Source organism: Spirosoma humi (assembly GCF_054776575.1).
In genome coordinates this window covers 32,013-56,603 of sequence record NZ_BAAHBR010000001.1, presented here as the reverse complement: position 1 = coordinate 56,603, position 24,591 = coordinate 32,013, and the positions used below count along the sequence as shown (strand labels likewise).

The window sequence follows — 24,591 nt, the reverse complement described above, 5'->3', positions numbered from 1 at the left end:
TCGTACTTCTACATAAAAGTTTCCGTATCAGAATTTTCTCACATTAAGGACAAACGATTTTGTAGAATGTATAACTCAATGTGAGAGCCGTATAGGTATAACTATCTTTGAGGGCTGGATTACTCTGCGTTACTTTTGTGACTGCCTTGCCAAAGGTATTTTCGCCTAAACCATCCAGATAATCATTATTTGTAAAGCGGGTGCCAAATTCTACACCAACGCTCCAGGGCCGCTTAATTTCATACTTGATACCCACTCCCAGCGGATACGTGACAACCCCACCCACTCGGACCACTGCATTGTTAAACCTACATAGACCAACTCCTCCGAACACATAGGGCGTCCAGTTTTTTACGCGGGGTGACGATACATAGTTCAGAAAATTATACTCAAAATCAATTTCTGCGGCTGTAATGTTTGTGCGGAATGAATAGTCACGAGCCTTCTGCAATGGGTCACTACTGACCTCATCTTCACCCCGAAGGCCACCGATCGATCCAGTGCCCCGAATAGAGAAGGAACGGGTCGCATTATACCGAAAGAAAAGGCTTCCCGCGGGTCTATAAAATCTGGGATTGAGCGAAGGCGATACATCACCTTTATAGAGCATACCGCCCAACCCGCCCCCGATTTCAATTTTTTGCGCCTGTACACTCAGGCTGATAAAAAGCCCGGCTACGATAAGCCGGGCCTTCCTGATTTCATTTTGATACATAAAGTAGATTACAGACCTCAACCAGAAGCACAGAGCCCGTTAACGCCCATTATTGACATACCGTGTAGTTTATGACGCCAAACAAATAGCCAGACAATAGCTCGTTATTTAATTGGCGGACATTTAATTTTGCTCGGAATAATGTAATGAATCGAGAAATTAGTCAATAAATAGCCATCATTTAATTTCCCGTCCGTTGAACGAACTGGCGTAGTCAGAGCATCAGTAATAGCTGCCTGCAATTCAGGACTCCCATTGTTGAATAGAGTTTGTAGTGGTGTATAGCGGTCAGGAGCGTTTTTATAACGAGCGGCAAATTGTTCAAAGCGCCGATTCGACATGACCGTGGCCACACCTTGCTGCGTAGCAGGATCAGCATAAGGACCGCTTCCTACGTCGTCGAGGTAGTCGGTAAAGGTATACCGGAAGCCAATTTCGGCCCCGATGTTAAAGCTTTCATTTAACTTGTAACGCACGCCAAAACCGACCGGAATGGCTAACGTTACCAGCGAATAAGGCTTGGCAAGCCCCGGCTGACCTTGCCCTTCTGTGTGCAAAGGCTGGAGTTTCACCCACTCCTGACCTGCATACACATCGGACCCGGTACCGCTTGCTACCGGTGTTCGGGCTTCAGGACTATGAGCGACCAATGCTAACCCCCCAAAGATGTAGGGTGTAATTTTCGCCCGTGATTCCGAATTTCGGCCGTCCTCGATAAAGTTGTAGATACCTGTTACGGCAAACTCTTTCAAGTCATTCCGAAAGTGAGCGTTTCGGGCATATTGAGGTAGGTATTCTTCTATATTACTCTTGGCAAATGTGTAATCATCGCCTGTAATCCGCGCCCAGGTAAACGTGGCACGAGCGGCAAAATGAGGAGTAAACTGACGAGTGTAACCCAGGCCAACATTCCAGCGGGGTAAGGTAAATAATGACTTAAATGGCTTGCGATAGCCGGCTAAATCGCCAAAGTACGTGGATGTACCTGCACCAAACGTAATTGACGAATACGGAGCGAAATGCGCATTCTGTCGGCGCTGTGCCGAACTTTCTGTAACTGAACCTGCCAGCAAACAGATTGTCGCAGCGCCTATTACTACCTGTCTATATTTATTCATATTCATTAAATACGTGAATCAACCACCGATGGCCCCAAAGCCAGCCATTTCCGAAACGGCAGGGGCCTTGTTTTTATTGGCAATGCGCCATAAAAATTATGCCAGGGCTAAAAAACAAGAAATGGCAACAGAATCATTTTAGCTTGCCTAATTGCGAATGTCCCAACCCCAGTTGAGTTTGCTACGAAGCGTATTCAGGAAATTATCGTCGCTGAGCTTCACCAGCCGTGCCTTGAACGCTTCCTTTTGCACAGTGATCCTGACCGATGTATCGACCGTGTAGGAACGGGAGTCCAGGGCGGCCAAAAAGTTGCCACTCCTGCTTTCGACCTCAAAGGCTAGCTGGCAAGTGTCCATAACGATCATTGGCCGAACATTGAGGTTGTGCGGGCTGATGGGCGTAATGATAAAACTTTCTGTTTGGGGTAGCAGGACCGGGCCGCCACAGCTAAGGGAATAGCCCGTTGATCCCGAAGGAGTCGAGATAATCAATCCATCGGCCCAGTACGAATTCAGGAATTCGCCATCGAGATACGAATGCACGGTAATCATGGATGAGGTCTGGGTGCGGGTAATTGTGAAATCGTTGAGCCCGAACGGCAGATCGCCAAAAATATCCTGAGTAGACCGCACACTCACTAGCGTACGCTCATCGATGGTGTACTGTCCATTGAAAATGGCATCAATCATAAGCCGTACCGATGCCGGCGCTACGGTAGCTAGAAACCCCAGGCGACCTATATTGATACCGATGATAGGAATTTGTCGGGAGCCAACATGGGTAACAGCGTCGAGTAACGTGCCATCGCCCCCCAGGCTGAAAATAAAGTCGGCATCAGCGACGCCTTCCTCAACGGTATACGTTGCCTGACTATAATGCGCTACGGCCGCGTTGTCCAGATACTCGCGGTATCCCAGCGAAATGATTACTTCCGTTTGCCGCCTGGCCAGTTCCTCAAACATTGACTGAATGTAGGGCCGTGCCGATTCGGGAAAGTTGCGCCCGTGAATGGCGATTTTCATAGATAAACGTTTACAGTCTGCGGTTTAAGGTTGATGGCGATCCGCCCCGATGAAACTTAATCCGAAAACGTCAAAACTAGGTATTGAGGTAACGCAGTAGTAAATCGAGCCGCTCCTGATCAATGCTTTCGACAGGCGCGTTGGCAAAAGCCGCTTCTATTCGATAACCAAACCGTTCGAGAGTCGAGATGACGGGCGTAATATCACGGCGGTTCAATTTGAGTGTCAGCCGCGAGCGATCCGGCATGCCATAGGCAGCACTGGAAAAATAGCTGCTGATAATTTTGACATTGTTGGATTCAATCAGCCGACTAACCTCCGCCATCGAGTAGTCCCGCTCATTCATATTCAGGATCAGAATGGCTCCTACTTCCTGAACACCCAGATCCTGGGCAAACTTCTTAAGCAATTCGTTCACGGAAATCGTACCGCTAAACTCACGGCCTTCTCCAATAACCGCAATGACCTGCATCTGATGTTGAATAGCCAGCCCCAATACTTCGAGCATATGCTGATTCTCATTGACAAAAATCTGCTCGAACAGGCACATCACATCCCGCAAAGGCCGCTCGTCATCAGCAACATCCATAAGCAATTCTTCGCTTACGATACCCCGATAATCGCCCTGATCAGTCAGTATAAGTTGACCAACGCGGTGCTCTTCCATCCATCCCAACGCCTGCCCAACCAGGTCGGTTGGCTTCAGGGCCGGAAGCATGGGATCTATTAGTTCGGCAGCCAGCATAGTTACTAGAGAGTCGTTTGATAAACAGTACCTGTTCGCCGAAAACTACGGAAATTCTCGCATAGTTTTCAATTTTAGTGTCGGAACAAAATTTTATGTTCCTGATGCACCCCTTAAACTTACACAACTAACTCGGTTACGGGATTTTTGGCCAGCCAATTATCCAATAATTCGTTGAATTGGTTGGGGCATTCCATCATGGGCGCATGGCAGCACTTATCAATAAAATGCAATTCCGAATGAGCAATCAATCGATTAAATTCATGGCCTACTTCGGCTGGTGTAATCGTATCGTTGAGCCCCCAGACGAGTAGCGTAGGAACCTGAATCTGGTACAGATCTTTGGCAACATTGTTACGCTGCGCCGATTTGGCAATGGCAACAATACTCATGCACTTGGGAATACTGCTGGTGATTTCGAAGACTTCGTCGATCAGTTCTTTCGATGCCACCGCCGGGTCATAAAAGGTATAAGCCACCCGCTCGGCAATGTAATCATAGCTACCACGCTTGGGAAACGAACCACCCATGCCATTCTCAAATAGCCCTGAGCTGCCCGTTAGTACCAGACGCCGAACCTGTTCCGGATTTTTGAACGTGTACAGAATAGACAGATGACCACCCAGCGAATTGCCCAATAAGGTCATTTCGTCCAGTGATTTCTGGCTGACAAATTTTTCGATATACGCCACCAGCCCTTCCAGGCTTGCCTGCCGGATAGGCATTTCGTAAATGGGCAGTAAGGGAATCACAACCCTGTAGCGATCCGAAAATGTTTTAATGACGCTGTCCCAGTTGCTAAGTGCCCCAAACAGGCCATGCAAGAGAAGCAACACTTCGCCCTGGCCTTCATCTACATAACGGAAACCGGCTTCCTCCCGAATCTGATAGTTCATGCGTATTGCGGAGTTAAGGTTGTGGTGGAGTTCGTGTTTGTAATAGTAAACAATATAAAATCAATCCAGTTTTCGATGAGTGCCAGTCCATGCTCCGTCAGGGCCGCTTCTGGATGAAACTGCACCCCCCACAAAGGCAATGTTCGGTGGCGCAGGGCCATTACCTCATTCTGCCCGGTAAAAGCAGTACGAACCAGTTGCGGAGGCAGGTCCGTCAGCACAAGTGAATGATAACGAGTTACAGCAAATGAAGTAGGCAATCCCCGCCATAACACATCGTCCCTTTGCGTCTGAATAACCGATACTTTACCGTGCATGGGTTGGTTGGCCTGGGTGAGTGTTGCCCCGAAAAATTCCCCGAGCGCCTGATGGCCCAGACAAATGCCTAACATCGGCACCCGTTGGTAATAGTGAGCGATCACGTCCAGCAAATGACCCGCCTGCTTCGGTATGCCGGGACCAGGCGACAGCACAACGGCGTCGACGGACTCATCGATCAGGGAACTCCAGGATTCATTGTTTCTGACTACCCGGCAGCAGGCCCCCGCCTGTTGTAGATAATCGACCAGCATGTACGTAAACGAATCGAAATTATCAACTACCAACACGTTCATGCCGCTATAACGCAAATCGTTTTGACAAAATTAATGCTTCTCAAAAAAAGCAACAACTTTTATTTTTTCCTCCCTGACTATCAGTACATTAAATTATTATTATCTAAAAATTATTCAATTTATATAAAAAAAGTACTACCCATATTCCGCTTTCTTCATTAATTGGCGTCCGTAGCGATTAAATTTGACCTTTATTCTTAGACCTAAGCCTTTTGGTATGCCTACAGATTCGTCTAGCCAGCGGAGCGGACCAGTTGATGCACCCGTCCTTATCATTGGTGCCGGCATGGCCGGGCTCACCTGCGCCGTTTACCTCAAACAAGCTGGTATACACGCGCTTGTGCTCGAAGCTGCCGATGGTGTTGGCGGTCGGGTACGCACGGACATGGTCGATGGCTTTCGGCTTGACCGGGGATTTCAAATTTTCCTGACAGCCTATCCCGAAGCGAAGCGCTTGTTAAATTATTCGGCACTCAACCTACGCTCGTTTCGCTCGGGGGCGCTTATTCACCAGCAAGCCGAGCCCGCGTGGATGAGCCTGCTAAACCCCATTCAGGAACCGCTTTCGGTTTTTCAAACGCTGGTATCGCCTGTTGGCACGTTCGGGGATAAGCTGCGTATTATAGAGCTTCTGCGCCGAACGCAGGAACTGCCTCTATACGAATTGTTCCGGCAATCCCCAACAACTACGCTGGCTTTCCTGCACGAACAGGGTTTCTCGGATCAGATGATCGAGCGGTTCTTCCGGCCGTTCTTTGGGGGGGTATTTCTGGAAGATGCGCTGACGACATCAAGCAATTTCTTTGAGTTTTGCTTCCGACTGTTTTTTTTGGGCGATGCCGCTATCCCCGCCAACGGTATCGAAGCCATTCCGACTCAACTGGCCAATCGGTTAGGAGCCGATCAGATTCGATTACGAACGTCCGTCAAACAGGTTTCCGATAATACCGTTTATTTGGATTCCGGCGAAACCCTGACCGCTCGTGCCATTGTGTTGGCTGTCGATGCAGCACAGGCTGCCCGATTAACAGGCCGCCCAGCCCCATCGGAACAGGCCTTCAATCATACAACCTGCACCTACTTCGCCGTTCGTTCGGATCAGTTTACCGACGAGCAGGCGCGGCAGAAACTCTTGCTACTGAACACGCATCGGAGTTCGGCCGTGCATAATGTGGCCATTCTCAGTGATGTAGCTCCTTCATACGCGCCAACTGGCCAAACGCTGGTGTCAGTCAGTACCCAGAGTTTGGTTATGTTCGACGAAGCCGAATTAACCCGAAAGATCAGATTCGAACTGAGTAACTGGTTTGGGGAGGGCGTCCAGCAATGGCGGCATCTGCGAACGTACCACATTCCCCAGGCGCTACCTGCTTACGATCCGGCCCAGGCCGGAAACGACATTATCCGGCAGCCACGTCAACTAGCGGATAACCTGTATCAATGTGGCGACCAGACTACTTACCCATCGCTCAATGCAGCCATGCAAACAGGCCGGGAGGTGGCGGAACTGATTATCGAGGGTATTTAAATAAAACGGGGACAGTCTAACAAACTGTCCCCGTTTTATTTAGGCAAACCTACACCTACCCCTACTGCTTGGCATAAAAAGGGTCCAGAAACAGGTAGCGCGCCCGATTCGTTTCCGTTTCGAGCTTTGGGTTTACGTCGATGTGCATAAACTGTACACTATTGCCTGCGTTGGCGGCTGACCATTTGGGCAGACCAGCACCGTTTGGATTCGCTGTTTTTATGAAGTTAGCAAAGTAGTTCTGCATCAACTCCGACACTTTATAATCTTCTGGTGCCCAGGCATATACTTTATTAGAGGCCAGATTGCCCATCGCGTACTCGATTTCAGCCGAGTGTACGGCACCACGTGAGGGAGCTATTTTAACCGCGTTTGCATCCGTCGATTTAACCACGCCACCCGCCAGACCCGGTGCAGCATTACCCATCTCGGGGGTCATGGCCGGACGCGGACGAGAATAGTAATAACGATATACGGGTTTTCCACCGCCCGTTTTGATTTGCATGTCCGCCCATTTCCAGGTGCTGTAGGCCAGAAAACGATCACTGGCCAGGGCCGTAGCCGATTGCAGAATCTCTTCTTCGGTAGTGCCCGGATAAAGTTTCAGTACTTCATCGGCTTTATCATTGTAGAGCCTTTTCAGGGCATTGGCGTAATTCTCCGGGGTTGGTTTCTCCTGTCCTAATACAGCCCGATAATTCATTTCTTCTGAATTCCAGCCAACCAGCAATGGCACATGTGCCTGCTCGCCAGCCGCGAACATATCCAGCGGGGCTTTCGGAAAGAAATACCCGTCGATCGTAGCCGTAAACCGGGGAGTGCTCGGTTTTGCCGTTGCTTCGAGCAGTTGTTCGGCGGGAATGGCCCGCAGTTGGGCCAGCGAACTCGCGTTAACAGCCGTCGCGAAGGTCGTACCCGATTCTTCCCCCTTAGCCTGCGGAACAGGGGGTAGACCACCCAGCAGTGAACCACTTTCGCCGATAGCCCCGTTTATCAAATTCTTCGATAAAGGCGATACCATCAACGCACTCACCGCAATAGACCCCGCCGACTCACCCGCGATCGTTACCCGGTTCGGGTCGCCACCAAAAGCGGCAATGTTCTGCTTCACCCAGCGCAGGGCGGCTGCCATATCCAAATAGGCATAGTTTCCGGATGAATGGTTGGGCGACTCTTTTGTCAGCTCAGGGTGCGCAAAAAAGCCAAACACGCCAAGACGGTAATTGACCGTTAGCGCCACAATGCCCTTCTTCGCCATGCTCTCGCCATCATAGCGAGCCTCGGAGCCGTCGCCAGCCATAAAACCACCTCCGTAAAAGTAAACTAGTACAGGTAGTTTCTCCTTGGCCGATTTAGCGGGTGTCCATACATTCAGATAAAGGCAGTCTTCACTCATTCCATTGGAGCGAAAACCCATATCGCCAAAAATAGCCCGCTGCATAGCCCGGGGACCAAATTTGTCCGTCTTGCGGACGTCCTGCCAGTTTTTAACGGGTTGGGGTTCCTTCCAGCGCAGTTCGCCTACGGGTGGCTGGGCAAACGGAATGCCCTTGAAGGCGCGAATACCACTCGGCTCAAGTACGCCTTCAACAAGGCCATTGGCCGTTTTGGCCTGTGGAGCCGGGCCTGTTTTGGCCGACTGGGCCATCGTCAGAGGAGCCAGCTGTGCCGTCAGTAACGACAAAATAATCAGGGTTTTCATGTAATTTGGTTTAGTATACGCAGGAGAATTTTCGAACCAATCAGCGAATCGGACGGAATCGTTTACCGACAGCCCACCTATTGTCTCATTCTGCGACAATAATAAAAAACTAAATTGAGACCACCCAATTTTTTGTTACTTGCGCATCCTAACTGTCACGCGTATGCCGCATCAACTAACGCCGGAAGAGCAAAGTCCGAATGGAAATGATTTCTTGCCGGGTCTGGCGCTGGATTTTGTTGTGTTCGGTTTTCATCAGAATCAGCTAAAAATTCTTCTGCTCGAATACCAGAATACCAACCTGTTCGCCTTACCGGGCGGCTTCATCCGGCGAGACGAAAATTTGAACGATGCCGCCCGCCGGGTCCTGGCCGAACGCACGAGTCTGACGGATATCTATCTGGAGCAATTTTATATTTTTGGCGATCTTGCCCGGCACGACAAAGCCCCTTTACGGGCTATCATGGAAGCGAAGGGGCTGGCGCCTACCGACGACCACTGGCTGCTGGCCCGCTTCGTTTCGGTAGGCTATTATGCCTTGATTGACTTTACAAAGGCCATACCCATTCCGGATTCGCTTTCCGATACGTGCGACTGGTATGAGCTGACCGCCCTGCCTACGCTCATGCTGGACCACGAAGCGATCGTGCAGAGAGCCCTGGATACCTTAAGGGCGGATCTCGACCGGAAACTGGTTGGTTCTAACCGATGGGCCGCTCCACTGTTGGCCGAGACGTTTACAATGGCCGATCTGCAACGCCTTTACGAGACAATCCTAGGCCAAAAATTACGCCGGTCGAGCTTCCAGCGCAAAATACTCAGCCTGGACATCGTCGAACGACTGGACAAAAAATACAGCGGGGGCGCTCACAAAGCGCCTTTCCTGTATCGGTTTATAGTAGAACACAAGCCGGAGTAGTTTACTCAATGGCCGACTTGTTTTATGGCTTTTTTCATGCGTGGAAACGTATTTATCCGTTACGGTTTACCCCTGCTGGTTGCACTACCGATCACCTTTCTGGTGCTCTATCCTTCGGTATTCTGGTGCCTGATGGTAGGGTCATCGGCCAACTTCCGGCTTTTCACCAGCGGTACTACCCGCTTGTATATCCATCGTACAGTTACGGTAAAACAGCAAGGGCAGTTCCGCCAGCATACACAGGCGGCCTTCGACCGAATCCGGCGATTCTGGGGCGACCGGCGCGGTCAGGCCATTCTCATCTACTGTCCGGTGCAGAGCGACTACGAACGGTATTGCACCGGGGGCGAAGGGGCCGGTTGCAGTGTGGGTACACCCTGGGGTACGTCCTATCTCATTCTGGGACCCGAAGGCAACAATACCAATGTCATTGCGCATGAGCTATGCCACGATGAACTGTTCAGCCGAATAGGCTGGTGGCGCGTCAAACGTCAGATTCCCCAATGGTTCAACGAAGGACTTGCGTTAATGGTCGACTATAGATTCAGCAATCCGGCCGTTTGGGAACAAGCCGGTAGCGCCGAACAAGCCTCCGCGTTTTCTGAAGAAAATACGACATTACCTTTTCCGCAACGCCCCTTACTGAAGCTTACCGAGCTGGAAACTACCCGCGATTTTTTCGGTGGCGACTACGTCCATACAATGCTGGCTTATCAAACAGCCGCCGATGAAGTTGCCCGTTGGCTGGCCATCGTTGGTCGGGCAGGTGTTCCCGCCCTAACCGACGCAATCGATACCGGCCACGAGTTTGGCGAAAGCTATCGGCAGTTGGAGCGGAACAAGCGGAAGCGCCTTAACCAAAACAAGAAAGGGGCTGACTGACCGGCTCTCCACTCTTTGCCGATCAGCGTACGTTCGTCACGACCCCACGCCGGGTTGAGTTCACTAGCTCGCTGGGCAGATGGGCCAGGATTTCCTGTTTGAAGGCGTTGATGAGCTGACGTTTTAAAAAGCTCCGGTGCATTACCAAACTTACCTCCCGCACCGGCGTGGGCGAGTCGAAAGGCCGAAGACGCGCCCGGCGCGCATCATCCATATCCACAGTAGCCAGATACGGGAGCAGGGTAAAGCCATCCTGTTTGTCGATCAGCTTGATCAGGGTTTCCAGCGAGCCCGTTTCATACCGCAGGGTCGTTTTCCCATTGGCATGCCGGTCGGCCCCGCATAAATTCATTACCTGCGTTCTGAAACAGTGGCCCTCCGTTAATAACCACAGCCCATCCGACAGTAAGTCGGCTGACGAAACGGTTGCTTTGGCTAGCATTGGATTCGACTCGGCGGCATAGGCCACAAAAGGCTCCTGAAACAACGGCATTTCAGTGATCCCGTTTTCTTCCAGTGGTGTTACAACCAGGCCCACATCAATAAGGCCATTGCGCAGTTTTTCAACCACTTGCTCCGTTACCAGTTCCTGAACATGTACCGATACGGCGGGGTACTTACCCACAAATTCACCAATAAAATAAGGCAACAGATACGGAGCCAGGGTGGGAATGATGCCAATTCTAAAATCGCCCCGAAAATCCTCTCTCGATTCGCTCACAATTTCGGGTATGCGCCGGGCCGCCCGAAGTACATCTCTAGCCTGCGCTAAAATTGCCTGTCCGGTTTCGGTAGGAACAACGGGCTGTTTCGAGCGGTCAAAAACCAGAACGCCCAGTTCATCTTCCAGTTTTTGAATCTGCATGCTCAGCGTTGGCTGGGTAACATGGCAAGCGTCAGCAGCCGTTGCGAAATGCCGATACGTATCAACAGCAACAATATAATCGAGTTGAGAAAGAGTCATACGTCCGTGACGAAAGAAAAAGTGAGTGGTACAAGAACGAAGCTTAACCTTACCACCTGCTCATCAACAAAATTGATGCAAATCTAGATCATATAGATCGAAACAAGTCTATCCTTATCGTATTTTTGTCGTCGGATAACTACCCAACTAGGCTTAAGGCAGACTGGCCATAAAGCCGGCCTGCAACTTACCGGTTATCATTACTGTTTCCCTTACCATGGACGTTTCTGTTTTTCAACCACCCGTTACCGCTCAAAAATCGTATGGCAAAACGGGCGTTTTGATTGTCAACCTGGGCACACCCGACAGCCCATCCGTACCGGATGTACGAAAATACTTACGCGAGTTTTTAATGGATGGGCGGGTAATCGACATACCCGTCGTTCCTCGTTCAGTGCTCGTAAACGGGATCATTGCCCCTTTTCGTGCGCCCAAGTCTGCCAAAATTTATAAGCAGCTCTGGACAGAAACAGGCTCGCCCCTGAAATATTACGGTATGGTTGTAGAACGGGAATTACAACTTGCGCTGGGCGATGACTACGTGGTCAGGTTAGCCATGCGCTACCAAAGTCCCAGTATCAACGCCGGTCTGGAGGAGTTTCAGAAACTGGGGCTGACCGACATTATTGTGGTGCCTTTTTTCCCGCAATATGCTTCAGCATCAACGGGTTCGGTTTATGAGAAGGTGATGGACATTGTAAAAACCTGGCAGGTGATTCCCGCCATCCGGTTCATCAACCGTTTTCTGGAGCACCCGAAGTTTATCGAGGGATTTGCCCAGATTGGCCGAAAATACATGGCAGCTTATGACTACGACCATTTTCTATTCAGCTATCATGGACTACCCGAACGGCAGATCCGGAAAGGGGATGTCACAAAAAACGTTTGTCAGTTTGGCGAGTGCTGCGGTACACTACAGCCCTTGAATCAGCACTGTTACCGGGCGCAATGTTTCGAAACAACACGCCTGCTGGTCAAAGCACTCAATATTCCCGAAGGCAAGTACACGACTTGTTTCCAGTCTCGTCTGGGCAGCGATCCCTGGATTAAGCCCTATACCGACGACATCATTAAAGAACTGCCGGGCAAAGGCATAAAGAGTGTGTTGGCGTTCTCACCGGCGTTCGTCGCCGATTGTCTCGAAACGACGATTGAAGTGGGCGTTGAATACAAGGAATTATTTGAGCAGGCAGGTGGACAACACTGGCAATTAGTGGAGAGTCTGAACGACAGTCCCATCTGGATCGAAGCGCTGGTCGATTTGGTCAAAACCGTGTAGAGCATGGGCTTCCTATAACGACGGAGTAGCAAAACAAAAGCCCGCTTCCTGGTAGGGAAGACGGGCTTTACATTACGGCAGATACAGCACTGAAGAATATAAGGCATAACTTATCGCGACATGCCTACATACGATACGGTATATACTCTATAGCAACACAGTAAATCCTTTCTTATTAATACCGCGCTGTATATCTGTTTCTACCTTTTAACGCTAGAGTAACAATATTTGTTTGACATCGAAGGCCGATTTGTTTCTAATCTGGCCTGAGGCAGGCTATCCAGCGACCCCTGTATAACCAGTCATTCAAGACGTAAAAAGCATCAAAAGGTCCACCATTTCCATCGATCAGAAGAAGCCAGTGAGCCTTTTGATTGCTTTTACGCACTCACGGCCGAAGGGATTACAGCAACGTAATCAGCCCTTTAATAACTGACGCTACGCGGATTGCATCGAAAATGCGTGGCTCGCTGGAACCATGTTTCAGAACGCTCTCTTCGTGCGACCGAACGCAAAGTTCACACCCATTAACCGCCGAGACGGCCAGGCTCATCAGTTCGAAAAACTCCTTGCCCAGCACCGGATTCATCATGATGCTCATGCGAATCCCCGGTTGTGTCTGTTGGTAATAATCCTTGCCCATGAAGTGCCGGAACCGGTAGAATACGTTATTCGTGCTCAGCAACGACGTACAGGCGATTGTTTCGGCCAACTCGGCATCGGTTGCTCCCTCCTGCCGGGCAGCAGCCGTCAGCGAATCAACCAGAGGCTGGTATTTTTCGTTGACGGCCACCGACATTGCCAGTAGAAGAGTCTCTTTTTTGGTCAATGTCTGGCTGCTGTTCAAGACGTTACCGACATTGATTTTAAGGTCACGCAGGTAGCGGCTGTCAGCCTGGGCCAGGGTGTCCAGCGCCGGATGCTCACCCGTTGTATCGAGTCCTACCAGGTTCAGTAGTGACAGGACTGTTTCGTTTTGTGTAGTTGTCATTTTTAAAGAGCGAAAGGGCGGGAGAGTGGCTGGCTTAGATGCTCACTCGCCTGCTCTCTCGCTATTGGATTAGGCCTTTAACGTTTCTTCACCTTTCACCCAGTTGCAGGGGCAAAGTTCGTCGGTTTGCAACGCGTCGAGCACACGGATTACTTCGTTTACATTCCGCCCGACAGACAGGTCATTGACCGCTACCCAACGAACAATACCTTGGGGATCAACGATGTAGGTTACCCGGTAAGCAACTTTTTCGTTTGCTTCCAGAATGCCCAGTTCTTCGGCCAACGATTTCGAGGTGTCTGCAAGCATCGGGAATTTCAGGCCACGCAGATCGTCGTGGTTCTTGCGCCAGGCCAGGTGAACGAATTCACTATCTGTCGAAGCACCGATGACCATTGTGTCGCGATCCTGGAAATCTTCGAATTTCTTGTTGAATTCGGCAATTTCAGTTGGGCAAACGAAGGTAAAATCTTTAGGCCACCAGAACATCACCAACCACTGCCCAGCGTTTTTATGATCGTCGGACGAGATTTCGTAAAATTCTTTGTCTTTATCGAGCGAAACAACAGCTAGTTTTTTGAAATCCGGGAAAGTCGAACCAACGGAGATAATGTGATTTTTCATGGAATTTATTTGGATTGTCTATCAGGTATACTCTTGATTAGGTGCAAATTACGGAAGCAATACGCAAACGCGTTATGACTTTTATCAATGACCTCATAGATAAAAACTATCAAAAATCAGCAACTACAGTGATTTTCAGGAGGCTAAAGAATTGACTAGTCAGCCATCGACTTTCATCTTCTTTAAAGAATAATCTTATTCATCAAATACGTCCAAATTATAATTTTACCAATATAAGATTCGGGCACAAAAAAGCCCGATAAACAAATATGTCTATCGGGCCTTCCAATCAACTCACCTGACTAATCAAGCCGCCATCGGCAGATAAGCCTCCTGATCGGCTTGAGGATTTTCCAACATTGGCGCAATAACGGTGTTCATGCGCTCCCGCACGAAGCTCTCCTGCAAATAGGAAGGCAACTTGGCGACCAATTGCCGATACGCCTGAATACCAAGTGCTTTGGCAATATAGGCCTCATGTACAGAGTTGACATGGGCAACAATAGTTACCAGGCTCTGATGGAACAGCTTAACGTCGATCTCCGAATCCACAAAACGCTCAATTTCCCGATTAGTGGATGAGATACGCAACCGGCTCAGCATGTCGAAGTACGTGGTGTAACCGATTTGTTTTGCCAGTTGCTTGTACTGCTCAACACTAAACTTTTGCAGAATCTCCCCCGTTTTGGGACTACGTAGGGCGGTTTTGGGATTCGTCTGAATGGCATTCCGTAAGGCTTTCACACGCTGATCGCGGGTTGTTTTCAAAAACTGCGCTAACTCAGCCTGCGCCGAAGCCGCTCTTGATGGCAACAACAAGTCTGTTTTGGAGGCAACGCTGAACCGTTTCGACATGGGCAGGCGCTGAATCCGGTAACTGTTAATGGGGCCAAGCGCATAATAGCCAATGGACGCCGGATAGTACCCACGCACCACCGCGTTGCCAATCCGTTTCCGAATCAGTTCTTCGTTACTAACATTGATGCCCTGTACGGCCAAAAAGGCCCGGGCGCTGAACAAGGCACTATAGTACGCTTGCGGAAATGTCCAGTGCAACGAGCTTTGCAGGTACTGCTCGTCGTTGACAACCGGGGTGATCCGTAGGGCATACTCAGCGCTCCAGCTATTCAGCAATAATTTTTCCAAAGCCTTGCGGCTCTCATCCGTTACCTGTCCGTAAAACTGTTGAAAGACAGGGAATTTAGCGATGTCAAAAAGGTCATTCTGGTGATGGATATGGTAGTCCATCGCAAAGAAATGGTTCAGAAACACCTGCGCCGGAATAGATTTCCGCCAGTTGTCGTCGAGCGGCAAATTGCCCGCCGAAGTCGGTGCAAGGGGTGCCTGAGCGTCCTGGGAATGCATCGTCACGTTGGTTATCTGTGTCATAATTTATTAACGAAAATGATGCGTCCAGCGTTCATTTTCGAGCAACTTTTCACCCTAATCAACTTACTGATTTTCAATTATTTACAATCTACTTTTACCCCTATTTTCTACCGTCAAAATCAACTGATTCTGCATGTAAGCAATTGGGCTAAGTTTGCGTATTTAGACGTACTTTTGGGCCACGTTTTATCGTTGTCTTAGAACATGAAGTGGACAAAATACATTGTGATTGCCGGCTGCTTAACGCTCAGCCATATCCCATCAGCTACCGTTTGGGGACAGTCTCAGAAACAGGTTACCCCAACGGATGGAACAGCCTCACTGGAAGGCGTTGTGCAGGACGCTCAGACGAAAAAGCCAGTGATCGGGGCAACCGTTATGGCAAAAAATCAGGAAGGCGTTGTTCGTACGCAACAGGTTACCAATGCGGATGGCACATTCCAGCTTAAGTTAGATCCTAAACAAGCCTATATCATTACAACCAAGGCGAATGGTTACACGACACTAGACGAGCAACTGGCCTTCACCTCCGGAAGTACCAATCGACTCTACGGAAAAGTTATCAGCTTATTCCGAAACACAGGCCAACCCGTTAGTTCAGCCAGTTCGTCTACATCGGCCACAAAGGCCACTCCCTCACCAGCTGCCACAACGGCATCGGTAGCCAGACAAGCTACCGCCGGAAATACGCCTGCCCCTGCTGCTTCTGACAATCAGCGGATCGTGCCTCCCAAAACACTTGATGCGAAAGTGGTGTACACGCCCCCGCTCGTCGTAGCGGCTGTTGGTAAAACAACGCAATTGCGGGCGCTTCAATTTGTACAGAGCAAAACAGAACTGCTACCCGATGCTCAGCCAGCCCTGGAGCAGCTTTTACAATTCATGCAGAACCAGCCCACGGCAGAAATTGAATTGTCGGGGCACACCGATAATCAGGGTGATTTTGATCAGAATCTGGCCTTGTCGAAACAGCGGGTAGATGTCATAAAAGCTTATCTGGTTAGCAATGGTATTGCGGCTACGCGCATCACAACGCGCGGCTATGGCCCTACACGCCCCATTGCCAGCAATAATTCGGAGGCAACCCGCCAATTGAATCGCCGGGTGGAGATGATTGTCCTGAAGCAGTAAACCGACTCATTTCCTACCGAGCCACAGTCCGCCAATTACCAATCCAGTACCAATAAGGGTGTACAGCGTGATGGGCTCACCCATAAGGAAATACGAGTAAGCAAAGCCGAAAATCGGGCAAAGAAACAGCCAGAGCGACGCCCGAATCGCATCTTGCCGAACCAGGTAAAACCATACTTGCAGAGCCGCCACCGACACGGGTACAATAAGCCAGAAGACCGACAGCCAAAACCGCTCGTCGTAGTGTGCGCTACTGAAACTGGCCGGGTCAACGACGGCACTCAGGAGTGTGAAGGGCAAAATCAGGATTCCACCCAGCAACACCTGCCAGCCATTAATAACCAGGTTAGGCAGCCGCCACGTGATGCGGGCGTAATAAACCGTTGCGGCCGAAACCGAAATCATGCCGCCTAACAGAATAAGCAGACCCTCTACGGTAGCATAACTGGTTTGCAGGAGCGGATAGGTGGCCACACCGACGCCCAGGAGGCCCAACAACAGGCCACCAATCTGATATAGGCTTGGCATCTTCCGTAGCCACAGCGCCGACAGGAGCGCGATAAACAGGGGATTTGTTGCCGTTGACAAACTACCAATCCCCGCCGATACCTGCTTCAGCGCCAACACAAACGCGCCGAGATAAATGGTTGTGTTCAGCAGGGCAAAGATGGCTAATTGGCCAAACTCCGTACGCGTTGGCCAGGCATTCTTCGTCCGTTGAATACCATAGGCAAACGCCAGCATACCGCCCCCCGCAATAAAAAATCGAACGGTTGCCAGAATAAGCGGATGCACTGACTGCACCCCGAACTTCGTCGCAACGGAAGCCGACGCCCACAGGGCAGCAAAGAGAAGGCCGGGAACGAGTTGACGCACAGTTATAGCTTCCGAACACGTATTTTTTTTGCAGTCACCACAGTAAACGAGTTGATAAGCTTGGTATCATACTCACGTATTACGTTCAGAATAATTTCCCCTTTTTCTTCGGTTGTCGTTCTGGGCAGTCGATAAAACAAAATCCCACTATGTGTCTGGCCATTCTGAAAGTGTAATTTCCCAAAATCACTATCTCCGGTCAACAAAACAGTGGCTAACAAAACAGCAGTTTTAAGCACTGTCTCATCAGCCACTCCACTTTGTGTTTCCTGAATTGATGTGACGGCATATCCTTCTGAACGCAATAGACGAACAACCCTCGCTTCTACATTTTCGTCAGCCAGTATATTGATCATGCTGCTAATCTGCGGCTGCGCTTACTGTGTACAGTGTGCGCAGCAAAACGCAAACAGGCATAGATCTGCTCACGCGTCAAGTTTGGGTAATCTTCCAGAATTTCCTCAACAGTTTCACCGTACCCTAGCTTTTCAACAATCAATTCTACGGTAATTCTAGTACCCTTAATGATGGGCTTTCCGACCATGATTGCCGGATCAGCGGTGATATAATCCTGCCATTTCACATCAATCATAACCTTATAGATTTCCTGCAAATATATATTAAAACCCAATTTTCCCCTTACGTCCATTGGGTTTCTGTTCGTTGGCCCAGTCGCGCATATCGGTAAGTTCTTTCTCGAAACCGCCCGACAGAATCGGAAAGCGGCACCACGAGCGGGGATCGAGGTTGTGGTCGTCCAGGTGAAACGAAGGCGCGTAACGTTCGCGTTTCCACTGGTTACGGCTCCAAAGTTTGAAGAATCGCTCTACCCAAACCAATAGCTTCTCGCGATCGTGGATGCCGGCATAGCGAACCTCCATCAACTTCAGCACCTCAACGGGCGATTGCTTGTCGCGGATGGCCGACTCTTCAATCGAGTTTAGGACATCATAGGGCATCAGGTCGTCTTCGTCGGTCTGTTTCTTGTCCTGGGGCCGGAGTTCGGCGGTCGGTTGCAGGTTATTGACGGCTTTCAGCCCTTTTACTTTAATTAACTCATCCGGCTCCGTTGGCGAACTGGCCGAAGCCGTACGGTCGGTTGGTTCGGGAGCGTTTTTCACGTTCAGACCAACGGTTTCCAGCCAACGCAGCCAGCCGCGAAGGAAGTGTTTGTCGATGCCCGTTATGGGGGAAATACTGCCCGACGTGTCGCCGTCCATGGTTGCGTACCCAACGGCTGCTTCAGACCGGTTCGACGTGGTTAGCAGCAAGGCATTGTTGATATTGGCCAGCATCCAGATACTCGGAGCCCGCACCCGCGCCTGAATATTTTGCAGCGCCAGATCGTCGGTATCCCACGCTAATTTACGGCCTAACTGTTCCTCAATCAGGCCGGTGTAGGTGTCAACCAATCCATTGATGTTGATATTGAGAAAGGTCGCGCCAATATCGTCGGCGAGTTCTTTGGCCGAGTTAAATGTATCGTCCGATGAGTTTTCTGTTCCCTGATACATCACGGTCAGTAGCTTACCAACGATTTCCTCCGGCGTTTTGCAGTCCTGAACCGCCTTAATATAGCTTAGTTTTTTCTTGACCCCATCCAGGCCAATGTTCTCAATGGCCATCCGAATCATCAGAAAAACCAGCGCGGCAATAGACGACGAATCGGCCCCGCCACTCAGCGAAAGCACGTAACCCTGCGAACGACTCTTGCGCAGGTAATCGAACAGGCCCAGCGCAACGGCCCGCGCAAATTCTTCTTCTTTCAGATAGCCGCCCCGCTCCCAGCCTTCCAGCTGTGCTTTCTGGATGACGGGTGCAATCTCGGGCCAGTCAAATCGGTCCGTTACGCGCAGATTCGGGTAAGCCAGTGCGACGTTGGCGCGGTTCTGCGTCTGGTTCAGGCGAGTCGCTTCAAGGTCGATAACCGCCGGAACGATAACAAAATCCTCGTAACTCAGCCGTGGCCCCGACACCAGTAGTTCGCCGTTGGAAGCGACCATCGAGTCGCCGTCGTAAATGATTCGGCCCGCTTCATTACCGAGCATGTTGGCGTACACGTAACTAACGCCAAACGACCGCGATGCATCGACAACGAACCGTTCCCGTACCTGCGATTTCAGAAAGGCAAAATGGCTGGCCGTCGGATTCAGAATGATGTCGATACCCCGTTCGTACAACAGCCGACCGGGCCGACTGGCCACCCAGGCATCTTCGCAAATCTCGAAGCCAATACGCACGCCCGACAGGTCATACACGACATCGCCAAAAGGATAGGTAAAATCGCCGATTTTGATTTCGTCCCGAACGAAGGGCGGCCAGGGCTGAAACCAGCGCGTTTCGTAATGAACCCCATTATTCGCCAGGTATTGTTTGGCCGTAAAGCCCAGAATACGCTTGTTGGCGATCAGGCAGGCCGTATCGAAGGTGCGGTTGTTATGCCGTAAGGGCAACCCGACAGCCACAACAATGTCGTTAGTATACTCAACAATCTCCAGCAACGAAGCAATGGACTGATCGATGGTGTTCTGGGCAAAAAACGCATCCTCGCAGCCATAGCCCGAGATGCAGAACTCAGGCAAACACAGCAGACTGACGTTCTGCCGTTGAGCCTCCTCAATGGCACTGATAATATTTTGCTTGTTATGCTCCCAGGCAAGCGGGATTTGATTCAGAACACCAGCGGCTACTTTAAGAAGTTTCATGTATGATGAAAAAAGAGCGAATGAATAAACGAGCGGGCTGCTTAAAGCAATAACTCACCTACGTCGTTCAATAAGTAAGATAACGTTGTAAGGATAACAAAGATGGGGCGAAAATAGATTTGATTGTGATGTCAGTTTCTTGATTGTCATGTCAGGCCACAAAAAAGCCGGGCGAGTTTTACCTCATCCCGGCTTCTGCTGGCGTCAAATCAACGAATGTAAGCGTAACCTATACCCTACCCGAAAGCAACGACTAGAACAGATTCGGATAATCGGTGATGATACCGTCTACGCCTAGCTGCTTCAGGCTGTCTATTTCAGCTTTTGTATTTACCGTCCAGGGGATAATTGACATTCCCTGTTCATGGCAGGCCTTCACGGTTTCGGCGGTTACCGATTTGTAATAAGGGCTGTAGGTATTGGGTTTAAACCCCAGTGCAGCCAGGTTTTCATCCAGCGTCTTCGCATTTGCGGTCAGGTACGATAGCGAAATATCGGGGTATTGTTTGTGAATCAGTTGCAGCGGCCGCACATCGAACGACTGTATGATCAACCGCTTGCCCAACTTCTGTTTCTGCAGAACTGCCATTACCAGATTGACAAATTCCGTTGGTTCGGGATGATACACGCCATCGGTTGCCGGATTCGACTTGATCTCGACATTGAACATCGGCATAGGCAGTCCCTTCGTTTTGGCGTACGCGTTGACCGAGTCGATCAACTCCGAAAGCAGTGGCTTGTAGGCCGGAAACTTCTCCTGCTGGGCAAACTGAGGATGTGGCTTGCTACCAACATCGTACTTCTTGATGTCCGCGTAGGTCAACTGGTAGAGATTGATCTTCTTTTGTTCCTCGGCCGTAACCGGTGTTCCGTCCGGCTTCAGGGAAATATCCGATGACATATAATTGTCATGCGATACGACAACCTGTTTATCTTTTGAGATCACGACATCCAGTTCCAGCGTCTGAACGCCCAGGTCCATCGCTTTTTTCATGGACCGAACCGTATTCTCCGGCATGAGCCCACGGGCGCCCCGGTGGCCCTCCCGATTGAAATTTGGTTGAGCCATCAGTAGATGAGAACCCAGCAACAGAGACAATAATCCTAAATTTTTCATTGTATTCATGCGATGTACTACTTCATTAGAAACTATACCGTGCCCCGAGCTGAATCTGGAACGGGTCGCCCGACGGGGTTACGGCTCCCGAATTATTGACCCGGTAATTATACCGCTGCGTCGACTGACTGAAAGCAGGTATAGCGGCAGCTCCGCTACTGGCTGGAACACCCAGAGCGTACAACGACTGCGCACCCAGCGATAAATTTGTACCCCGGCTCCGGTTCAACAGGTTAGCGAAGTTGAAAATGTCGGCAGACACCTCGATAGCGTGGCTCTTGTGAATGCGGAACCGCTTCAGCGCCCGAATGTCGAGTACGCCATAAAAACCGTTGATACCACCATTGCGCTCGGCAATCTTACCTGAATAAGCATTAATGTAGTTTTTCAGGCTCTGGCTGGCGTCAGGATTGTCGAGCAGCGTTTGCAGACCCGTCCGAATGTTGGTCGGCACTTCCGCACTGTTGCGGTCGAAGACAAAAGCCAGATCGTTCGTCGCTACAAAGTCGGCGTTGGTGTTGGCACCCGACAGCAGCGAGTACCGTGTACCACCGATACCTGTATAGCGGACACCCAGCGTGATACCGTAGAACGACGGCAGTGTACCGTAGAACACGACCTTGTTGCGGAACTGGTTGTCGGAATACGTCATTTTGCTCAGGTTACGCGGATCATCTTTCACCGGTAAAGACAGCGTTGCGGTATTGGCTACGTTACCATTGTACGAAACATTGTCGCGGGCATCATTCCAGGTGTAGCTGGCCGTGATTTCACCATCGCGGAAATACTGCCAGGTCGCATCGACAACGGCGGCAAACTGGTTTACACGGCCTTCGCTATTCAGTTCGAGCACCCGGCCCAGCTTCTGACTAAGACGCCCTAGCTGCCAGTCACCTACACCACTGGTTGGCATGCTCGCCAGCGGCACGTAGACACCCCGATTATCTTCGTTAGCGAGTCGGAAGAATGGGTCAGCCACCATGTTGCGGTCAACATACATATAATTGTTGCGGCCCAGCGACATATATCCCGAAATACCCACTTTGAGTTTATCGGTCAGGAAGCGCGAATACGAAATGTTGGCTTTATACAGCGTTGGCACTTTGGCGTTTGGACCAGTCATGTTGATGGTCGGCACCTGAAACTGCGCCAGCGTTGGAATGCTGGCATAGTTGCTCCGATAGGCCGCAAAATCAGGTGTCGGCACGTTGGCATCCCGTACATCGACCGTTGCGAAATGCTTGCCATCGAACGTCAGGTTATTGATCAGCATGTAGTTGTTGATATCTGATGCAAATACACCCGCCCCGAACCGGACAAAGTCGCGGTGTTGGTTGTTGATGTCCCAGTTGAACTGAATACGGGGCTGAAGAATAAAGCTCTTGATCTGGTTGTCGGTGCGTAGTTTCAGCTCGTCGAACACCAGTTGATTGAACTGTGCTTTGGGATAAATAGCATAATCGAAACGCAGACCAGCCGTCATTTCCAGCCCTGGTGTGAGTCGGGTGCTGAGTTGTCCGTAAGCGCCCGTGTTGAAAATACTGCTGTAAACGGTTGGGTCCGCCACGAGCGGTACCTCGCGGTAAAAACGGTAGGGCCGTAGATTATTGAAATTGTCGAGGGCCGACGTTACGGTTACGACGCCATTAACTGTAGTGCTGGTTTCGTTGTAATGAAACCGGCCATTTACCTCACTGCCATACAGCGATTTCGCGTGGGTATACATCAGATCGACCCCAAACGTGTACTGCACCTTGTCCGTATTGTAATAAAAGTTGTCGACGAGTTGTAACACATTGTTGGTGAATCCTTCCTGCGCGAATCGGTGTCCTCCCATCTGAATATTGGTCGACAGGGTCCCCCCTTCAATGGTCGACCGCACGGTTTCCACAATGTTGCGGGGAATGTTAGCCGCCGGTAGCTGATCGCCGGGGCTGCTTTTCTGGTACGTGTACAGATGTTGCAGCTTCAGTTCGTTCGTGATCTTGGGCGTAAACGTCGTGCGGAGCGTAGCCAGCAGGCTATTATCGACATTATAATCGTTGCCGTACGATTCAAAAGCATTGATCGATGTATTGTCGGCCAGCCCCAGCTTGTTCCGGTCATTGGTGTAGTTATCGCGGATCGTCAGCAGGTTATTGGCATTGATCTGCCAGTCGATACGAGCAAAGGCCGCATCAGTACCCCGTTTTTTGGGAAACGTGCCGAACTGCTGCGTATTGGCCATACCATACTTGTTGCGGGCAATCTCCACAAAGCGGTTGAGGGTCGCGTTCGTTACGTTGAATCGGCGCTCGTCGAGGGGCGTCTGAATGTCGGCGATGATCAGCGGGCGCGAATCCTGCTGATGATCCCAGACCACGAAGTAGTGCAGTTTGTCTTTGATGATCGGTCCACCCAGCGAAAACCCAAATTGATTGGTCGAGAACGGCACATTCCGCAGGTTGCCCCGAATATCATATTTGCTCGACAGCCAGTTGGCGCGGGTGTAGTTGAACACACTACCCGTCAGCTTGTTGGTACCGGCTTTCGTCACGGCACTCACCAGACCGCCCCCGGCCCGACCGTACACAACGTCGTATTGGTTGGTAATTACTTTAAATTCGCGAACCGCTTCAATCGAAATCGAATACGGCGCCCCACTGCGACTTGTGGTCGAACCAGCCGAGGTTGGGTTTTTCGCCGTCATGCCGTCGATGGTGTAGTTGGTCGATGAACCAAGCTGCCCCGATAGGCTACCGCTGCTGTTGGTCAGGGGCGACAGGTTGATGAGCTGCGTAAAGTTCCGGCCGTTGACGGGCAACGACACCAGCGTTTTGGCGTTAATAGCCGTAGCCGCACCCAGAATATCGGTTTTGTTTTTCAGTCCCGACGCCACGACCTGCACGACTTCCAGATCCTGCCCGGTTTCCTGCATGGTCAGGTCGACCTTAATATCATCGCCCTGATTGACCGTGTAACCCGTCCGGCGCTGTTCGCCCAGACCAACGGCTGTTGCGGTAACCGTATACGGGCCGCCGAGCGGAATTTCCTTGAAAAAGTATTCACCTTTTACGTTTGTAACGGTCCCGGTTGAGAAACCCGTCGACTCGTTGCGCACCCGGACGGTTGCGCCGGGCAGCGGTGATTTCTGGCCTTCGGTAATGACCCCCGAAATAGAGGCTTGTGTTGTTTGTGCTACGGTTTTGTTGATGGTAAAGAAAACGAAGAGTAGCAAAGTAAGAATTAAATAGAGCTGTTTTTTCATGCAGAGGATGAGCGTTTTTTCGAACTGCAAAGAGACTACCACTATGTGTCTTTAATATTATTTTAACATTACCAAATTATCATGCTTATCAATGCAATACCATAAAATTCAAAAATAACTTATTAA

At 50.4% G+C, this 24,591-nt stretch carries 22 protein-coding genes; 5 read left to right on the top strand and 17 right to left on the bottom strand.

Features of this window, described 5'->3' with window-relative positions:
- Positions 1–43 precede the first annotated feature (43 nt).
- The 6 genes from porG to ACYU8Y_RS00165 all read right to left on the bottom strand — a co-directional run bounded on the left by porG (position 44) and on the right by ACYU8Y_RS00165 (position 5,111).
- Positions 44–715, bottom strand: a complete 672-nt coding sequence (gene porG, locus ACYU8Y_RS00190) for a type IX secretion system protein PorG (RefSeq protein WP_460932973.1) — start codon at positions 713–715, stop codon at positions 44–46.
- Between the two features lie 104 nt (positions 716–819).
- The gene (locus tag ACYU8Y_RS00185; protein WP_460932971.1) at positions 820–1,833 is read right to left on the bottom strand and encodes a DUF6089 family protein; all 1,014 of its coding nucleotides are present in this window, start codon (positions 1,831–1,833) and stop codon (positions 820–822) included.
- 147 nt (positions 1,834–1,980) lie between these two features.
- Positions 1,981–2,856, bottom strand: a complete 876-nt coding sequence (locus ACYU8Y_RS00180; protein ID WP_460932969.1) for an NAD kinase — start codon at positions 2,854–2,856, stop codon at positions 1,981–1,983.
- 76 nt (positions 2,857–2,932) lie between these two features.
- A complete protein-coding gene (locus ACYU8Y_RS00175) occupies positions 2,933–3,601 on the bottom strand; it encodes a CBS domain-containing protein (protein ID WP_460932967.1) in 669 nt (222 codons plus the stop codon).
- 119 nt (positions 3,602–3,720) lie between these two features.
- Positions 3,721–4,497 carry an alpha/beta fold hydrolase gene (locus ACYU8Y_RS00170; protein ID WP_460932965.1) on the bottom strand — a complete coding sequence of 259 codons (777 nt, stop codon included), beginning with the start codon at positions 4,495–4,497 and terminating at the stop codon, positions 3,721–3,723.
- On the bottom strand, positions 4,494–5,111 hold the full coding sequence (locus tag ACYU8Y_RS00165; protein ID WP_460932963.1) for an anthranilate synthase component II: 618 nt from the start codon (positions 5,109–5,111) through the stop codon (positions 4,494–4,496). The genes ACYU8Y_RS00170 and ACYU8Y_RS00165 overlap by 4 nt, the downstream gene beginning before the upstream one ends.
- Positions 5,112–5,328: 217 nt before the next feature.
- On the opposite strand from ACYU8Y_RS00165, the gene ACYU8Y_RS00160 reads away from it, so the two are divergent.
- Positions 5,329–6,639 (top strand): NAD(P)/FAD-dependent oxidoreductase, encoded by a 1,311-nt coding sequence (locus tag ACYU8Y_RS00160; RefSeq protein ID WP_460932961.1) that lies wholly within the window; start codon positions 5,329–5,331, stop codon positions 6,637–6,639.
- A 61-nt stretch (positions 6,640–6,700) separates the two neighbouring features.
- Here ACYU8Y_RS00160 and ACYU8Y_RS00155 read toward each other — a convergent pair whose 3' ends face one another.
- Entirely contained in the window at positions 6,701–8,341 is a 1,641-nt protein-coding gene (locus tag ACYU8Y_RS00155) for a carboxylesterase/lipase family protein (RefSeq protein ID WP_460932959.1), read from the bottom strand.
- 163 nt (positions 8,342–8,504) lie between these two features.
- Between ACYU8Y_RS00155 and ACYU8Y_RS00150 the strand changes: the two genes are divergently transcribed.
- Both ACYU8Y_RS00150 and ACYU8Y_RS00145 read left to right on the top strand, forming a co-directional pair.
- Positions 8,505–9,260 carry an NUDIX hydrolase gene (locus ACYU8Y_RS00150; RefSeq protein ID WP_460932957.1) on the top strand — a complete coding sequence of 252 codons (756 nt, stop codon included), beginning with the start codon at positions 8,505–8,507 and terminating at the stop codon, positions 9,258–9,260.
- A 36-nt stretch (positions 9,261–9,296) separates the two neighbouring features.
- Positions 9,297–10,142, top strand: coding sequence for a hypothetical protein (locus tag ACYU8Y_RS00145; RefSeq protein WP_460932955.1), 846 nt, complete (start codon positions 9,297–9,299; stop codon positions 10,140–10,142).
- A gap of 22 nt (positions 10,143–10,164) precedes the next feature.
- Here ACYU8Y_RS00145 and ACYU8Y_RS00140 read toward each other — a convergent pair whose 3' ends face one another.
- Positions 10,165–11,106: a LysR substrate-binding domain-containing protein gene (locus tag ACYU8Y_RS00140; RefSeq protein ID WP_460932953.1), complete on the bottom strand. Its 942-nt coding sequence runs from the start codon at positions 11,104–11,106 to the stop codon at positions 10,165–10,167.
- 217 nt (positions 11,107–11,323) lie between these two features.
- Between ACYU8Y_RS00140 and hemH the strand changes: the two genes are divergently transcribed.
- Positions 11,324–12,385: a ferrochelatase gene (gene hemH / locus ACYU8Y_RS00135; RefSeq protein ID WP_460932951.1), complete on the top strand. Its 1,062-nt coding sequence runs from the start codon at positions 11,324–11,326 to the stop codon at positions 12,383–12,385.
- A 403-nt stretch (positions 12,386–12,788) separates the two neighbouring features.
- Here hemH and ACYU8Y_RS00130 read toward each other — a convergent pair whose 3' ends face one another.
- The 3 genes from ACYU8Y_RS00130 to ACYU8Y_RS00120 all read right to left on the bottom strand — a co-directional run bounded on the left by ACYU8Y_RS00130 (position 12,789) and on the right by ACYU8Y_RS00120 (position 15,389).
- Entirely contained in the window at positions 12,789–13,376 is a 588-nt protein-coding gene (locus tag ACYU8Y_RS00130) for a carboxymuconolactone decarboxylase family protein (RefSeq protein WP_460932949.1), read from the bottom strand.
- Positions 13,377–13,445: 69 nt separating this feature from the next.
- Complete coding sequence (locus ACYU8Y_RS00125; RefSeq protein WP_460932947.1) at positions 13,446–14,000, bottom strand: peroxiredoxin; 555 nt, start codon at positions 13,998–14,000, stop codon at positions 13,446–13,448.
- A 306-nt stretch (positions 14,001–14,306) separates the two neighbouring features.
- Entirely contained in the window at positions 14,307–15,389 is a 1,083-nt protein-coding gene (locus ACYU8Y_RS00120) for a hypothetical protein (RefSeq protein WP_460932945.1), read from the bottom strand.
- Positions 15,390–15,593: 204 nt separating this feature from the next.
- On the opposite strand from ACYU8Y_RS00120, the gene ACYU8Y_RS00115 reads away from it, so the two are divergent.
- Positions 15,594–16,520, top strand: coding sequence for an OmpA family protein (locus ACYU8Y_RS00115; protein WP_460932943.1), 927 nt, complete (start codon positions 15,594–15,596; stop codon positions 16,518–16,520).
- Between the two features lie 6 nt (positions 16,521–16,526).
- Here ACYU8Y_RS00115 and ACYU8Y_RS00110 read toward each other — a convergent pair whose 3' ends face one another.
- The 6 genes from ACYU8Y_RS00110 to ACYU8Y_RS00085 form a co-directional block, all read right to left on the bottom strand.
- Positions 16,527–17,396, bottom strand: a complete 870-nt coding sequence (locus ACYU8Y_RS00110; protein ID WP_460932941.1) for a DMT family transporter — start codon at positions 17,394–17,396, stop codon at positions 16,527–16,529.
- Between the two features lie 2 nt (positions 17,397–17,398).
- The gene (locus tag ACYU8Y_RS00105) at positions 17,399–17,752 is read right to left on the bottom strand and encodes a DUF5615 family PIN-like protein (protein ID WP_460932939.1); all 354 of its coding nucleotides are present in this window, start codon (positions 17,750–17,752) and stop codon (positions 17,399–17,401) included.
- Positions 17,749–18,045, bottom strand: a complete 297-nt coding sequence (locus ACYU8Y_RS00100) for a DUF433 domain-containing protein (protein ID WP_460932937.1) — start codon at positions 18,043–18,045, stop codon at positions 17,749–17,751. Before ACYU8Y_RS00100 ends, ACYU8Y_RS00105 begins: the two co-directional genes overlap by 4 nt.
- The gene (nadE, locus tag ACYU8Y_RS00095; protein ID WP_460932935.1) at positions 18,017–20,101 is read right to left on the bottom strand and encodes an NAD(+) synthase; all 2,085 of its coding nucleotides are present in this window, start codon (positions 20,099–20,101) and stop codon (positions 18,017–18,019) included. Before nadE ends, ACYU8Y_RS00100 begins: the two co-directional genes overlap by 29 nt.
- A gap of 253 nt (positions 20,102–20,354) precedes the next feature.
- The gene (locus ACYU8Y_RS00090) at positions 20,355–21,218 is read right to left on the bottom strand and encodes a glycerophosphodiester phosphodiesterase (RefSeq protein ID WP_460932933.1); all 864 of its coding nucleotides are present in this window, start codon (positions 21,216–21,218) and stop codon (positions 20,355–20,357) included.
- Positions 21,219–21,243: 25 nt separating this feature from the next.
- The gene (locus ACYU8Y_RS00085) at positions 21,244–24,465 is read right to left on the bottom strand and encodes a TonB-dependent receptor (protein WP_460932931.1); all 3,222 of its coding nucleotides are present in this window, start codon (positions 24,463–24,465) and stop codon (positions 21,244–21,246) included.
- Between the last annotated feature and the right edge of the window lie 126 nt (positions 24,466–24,591).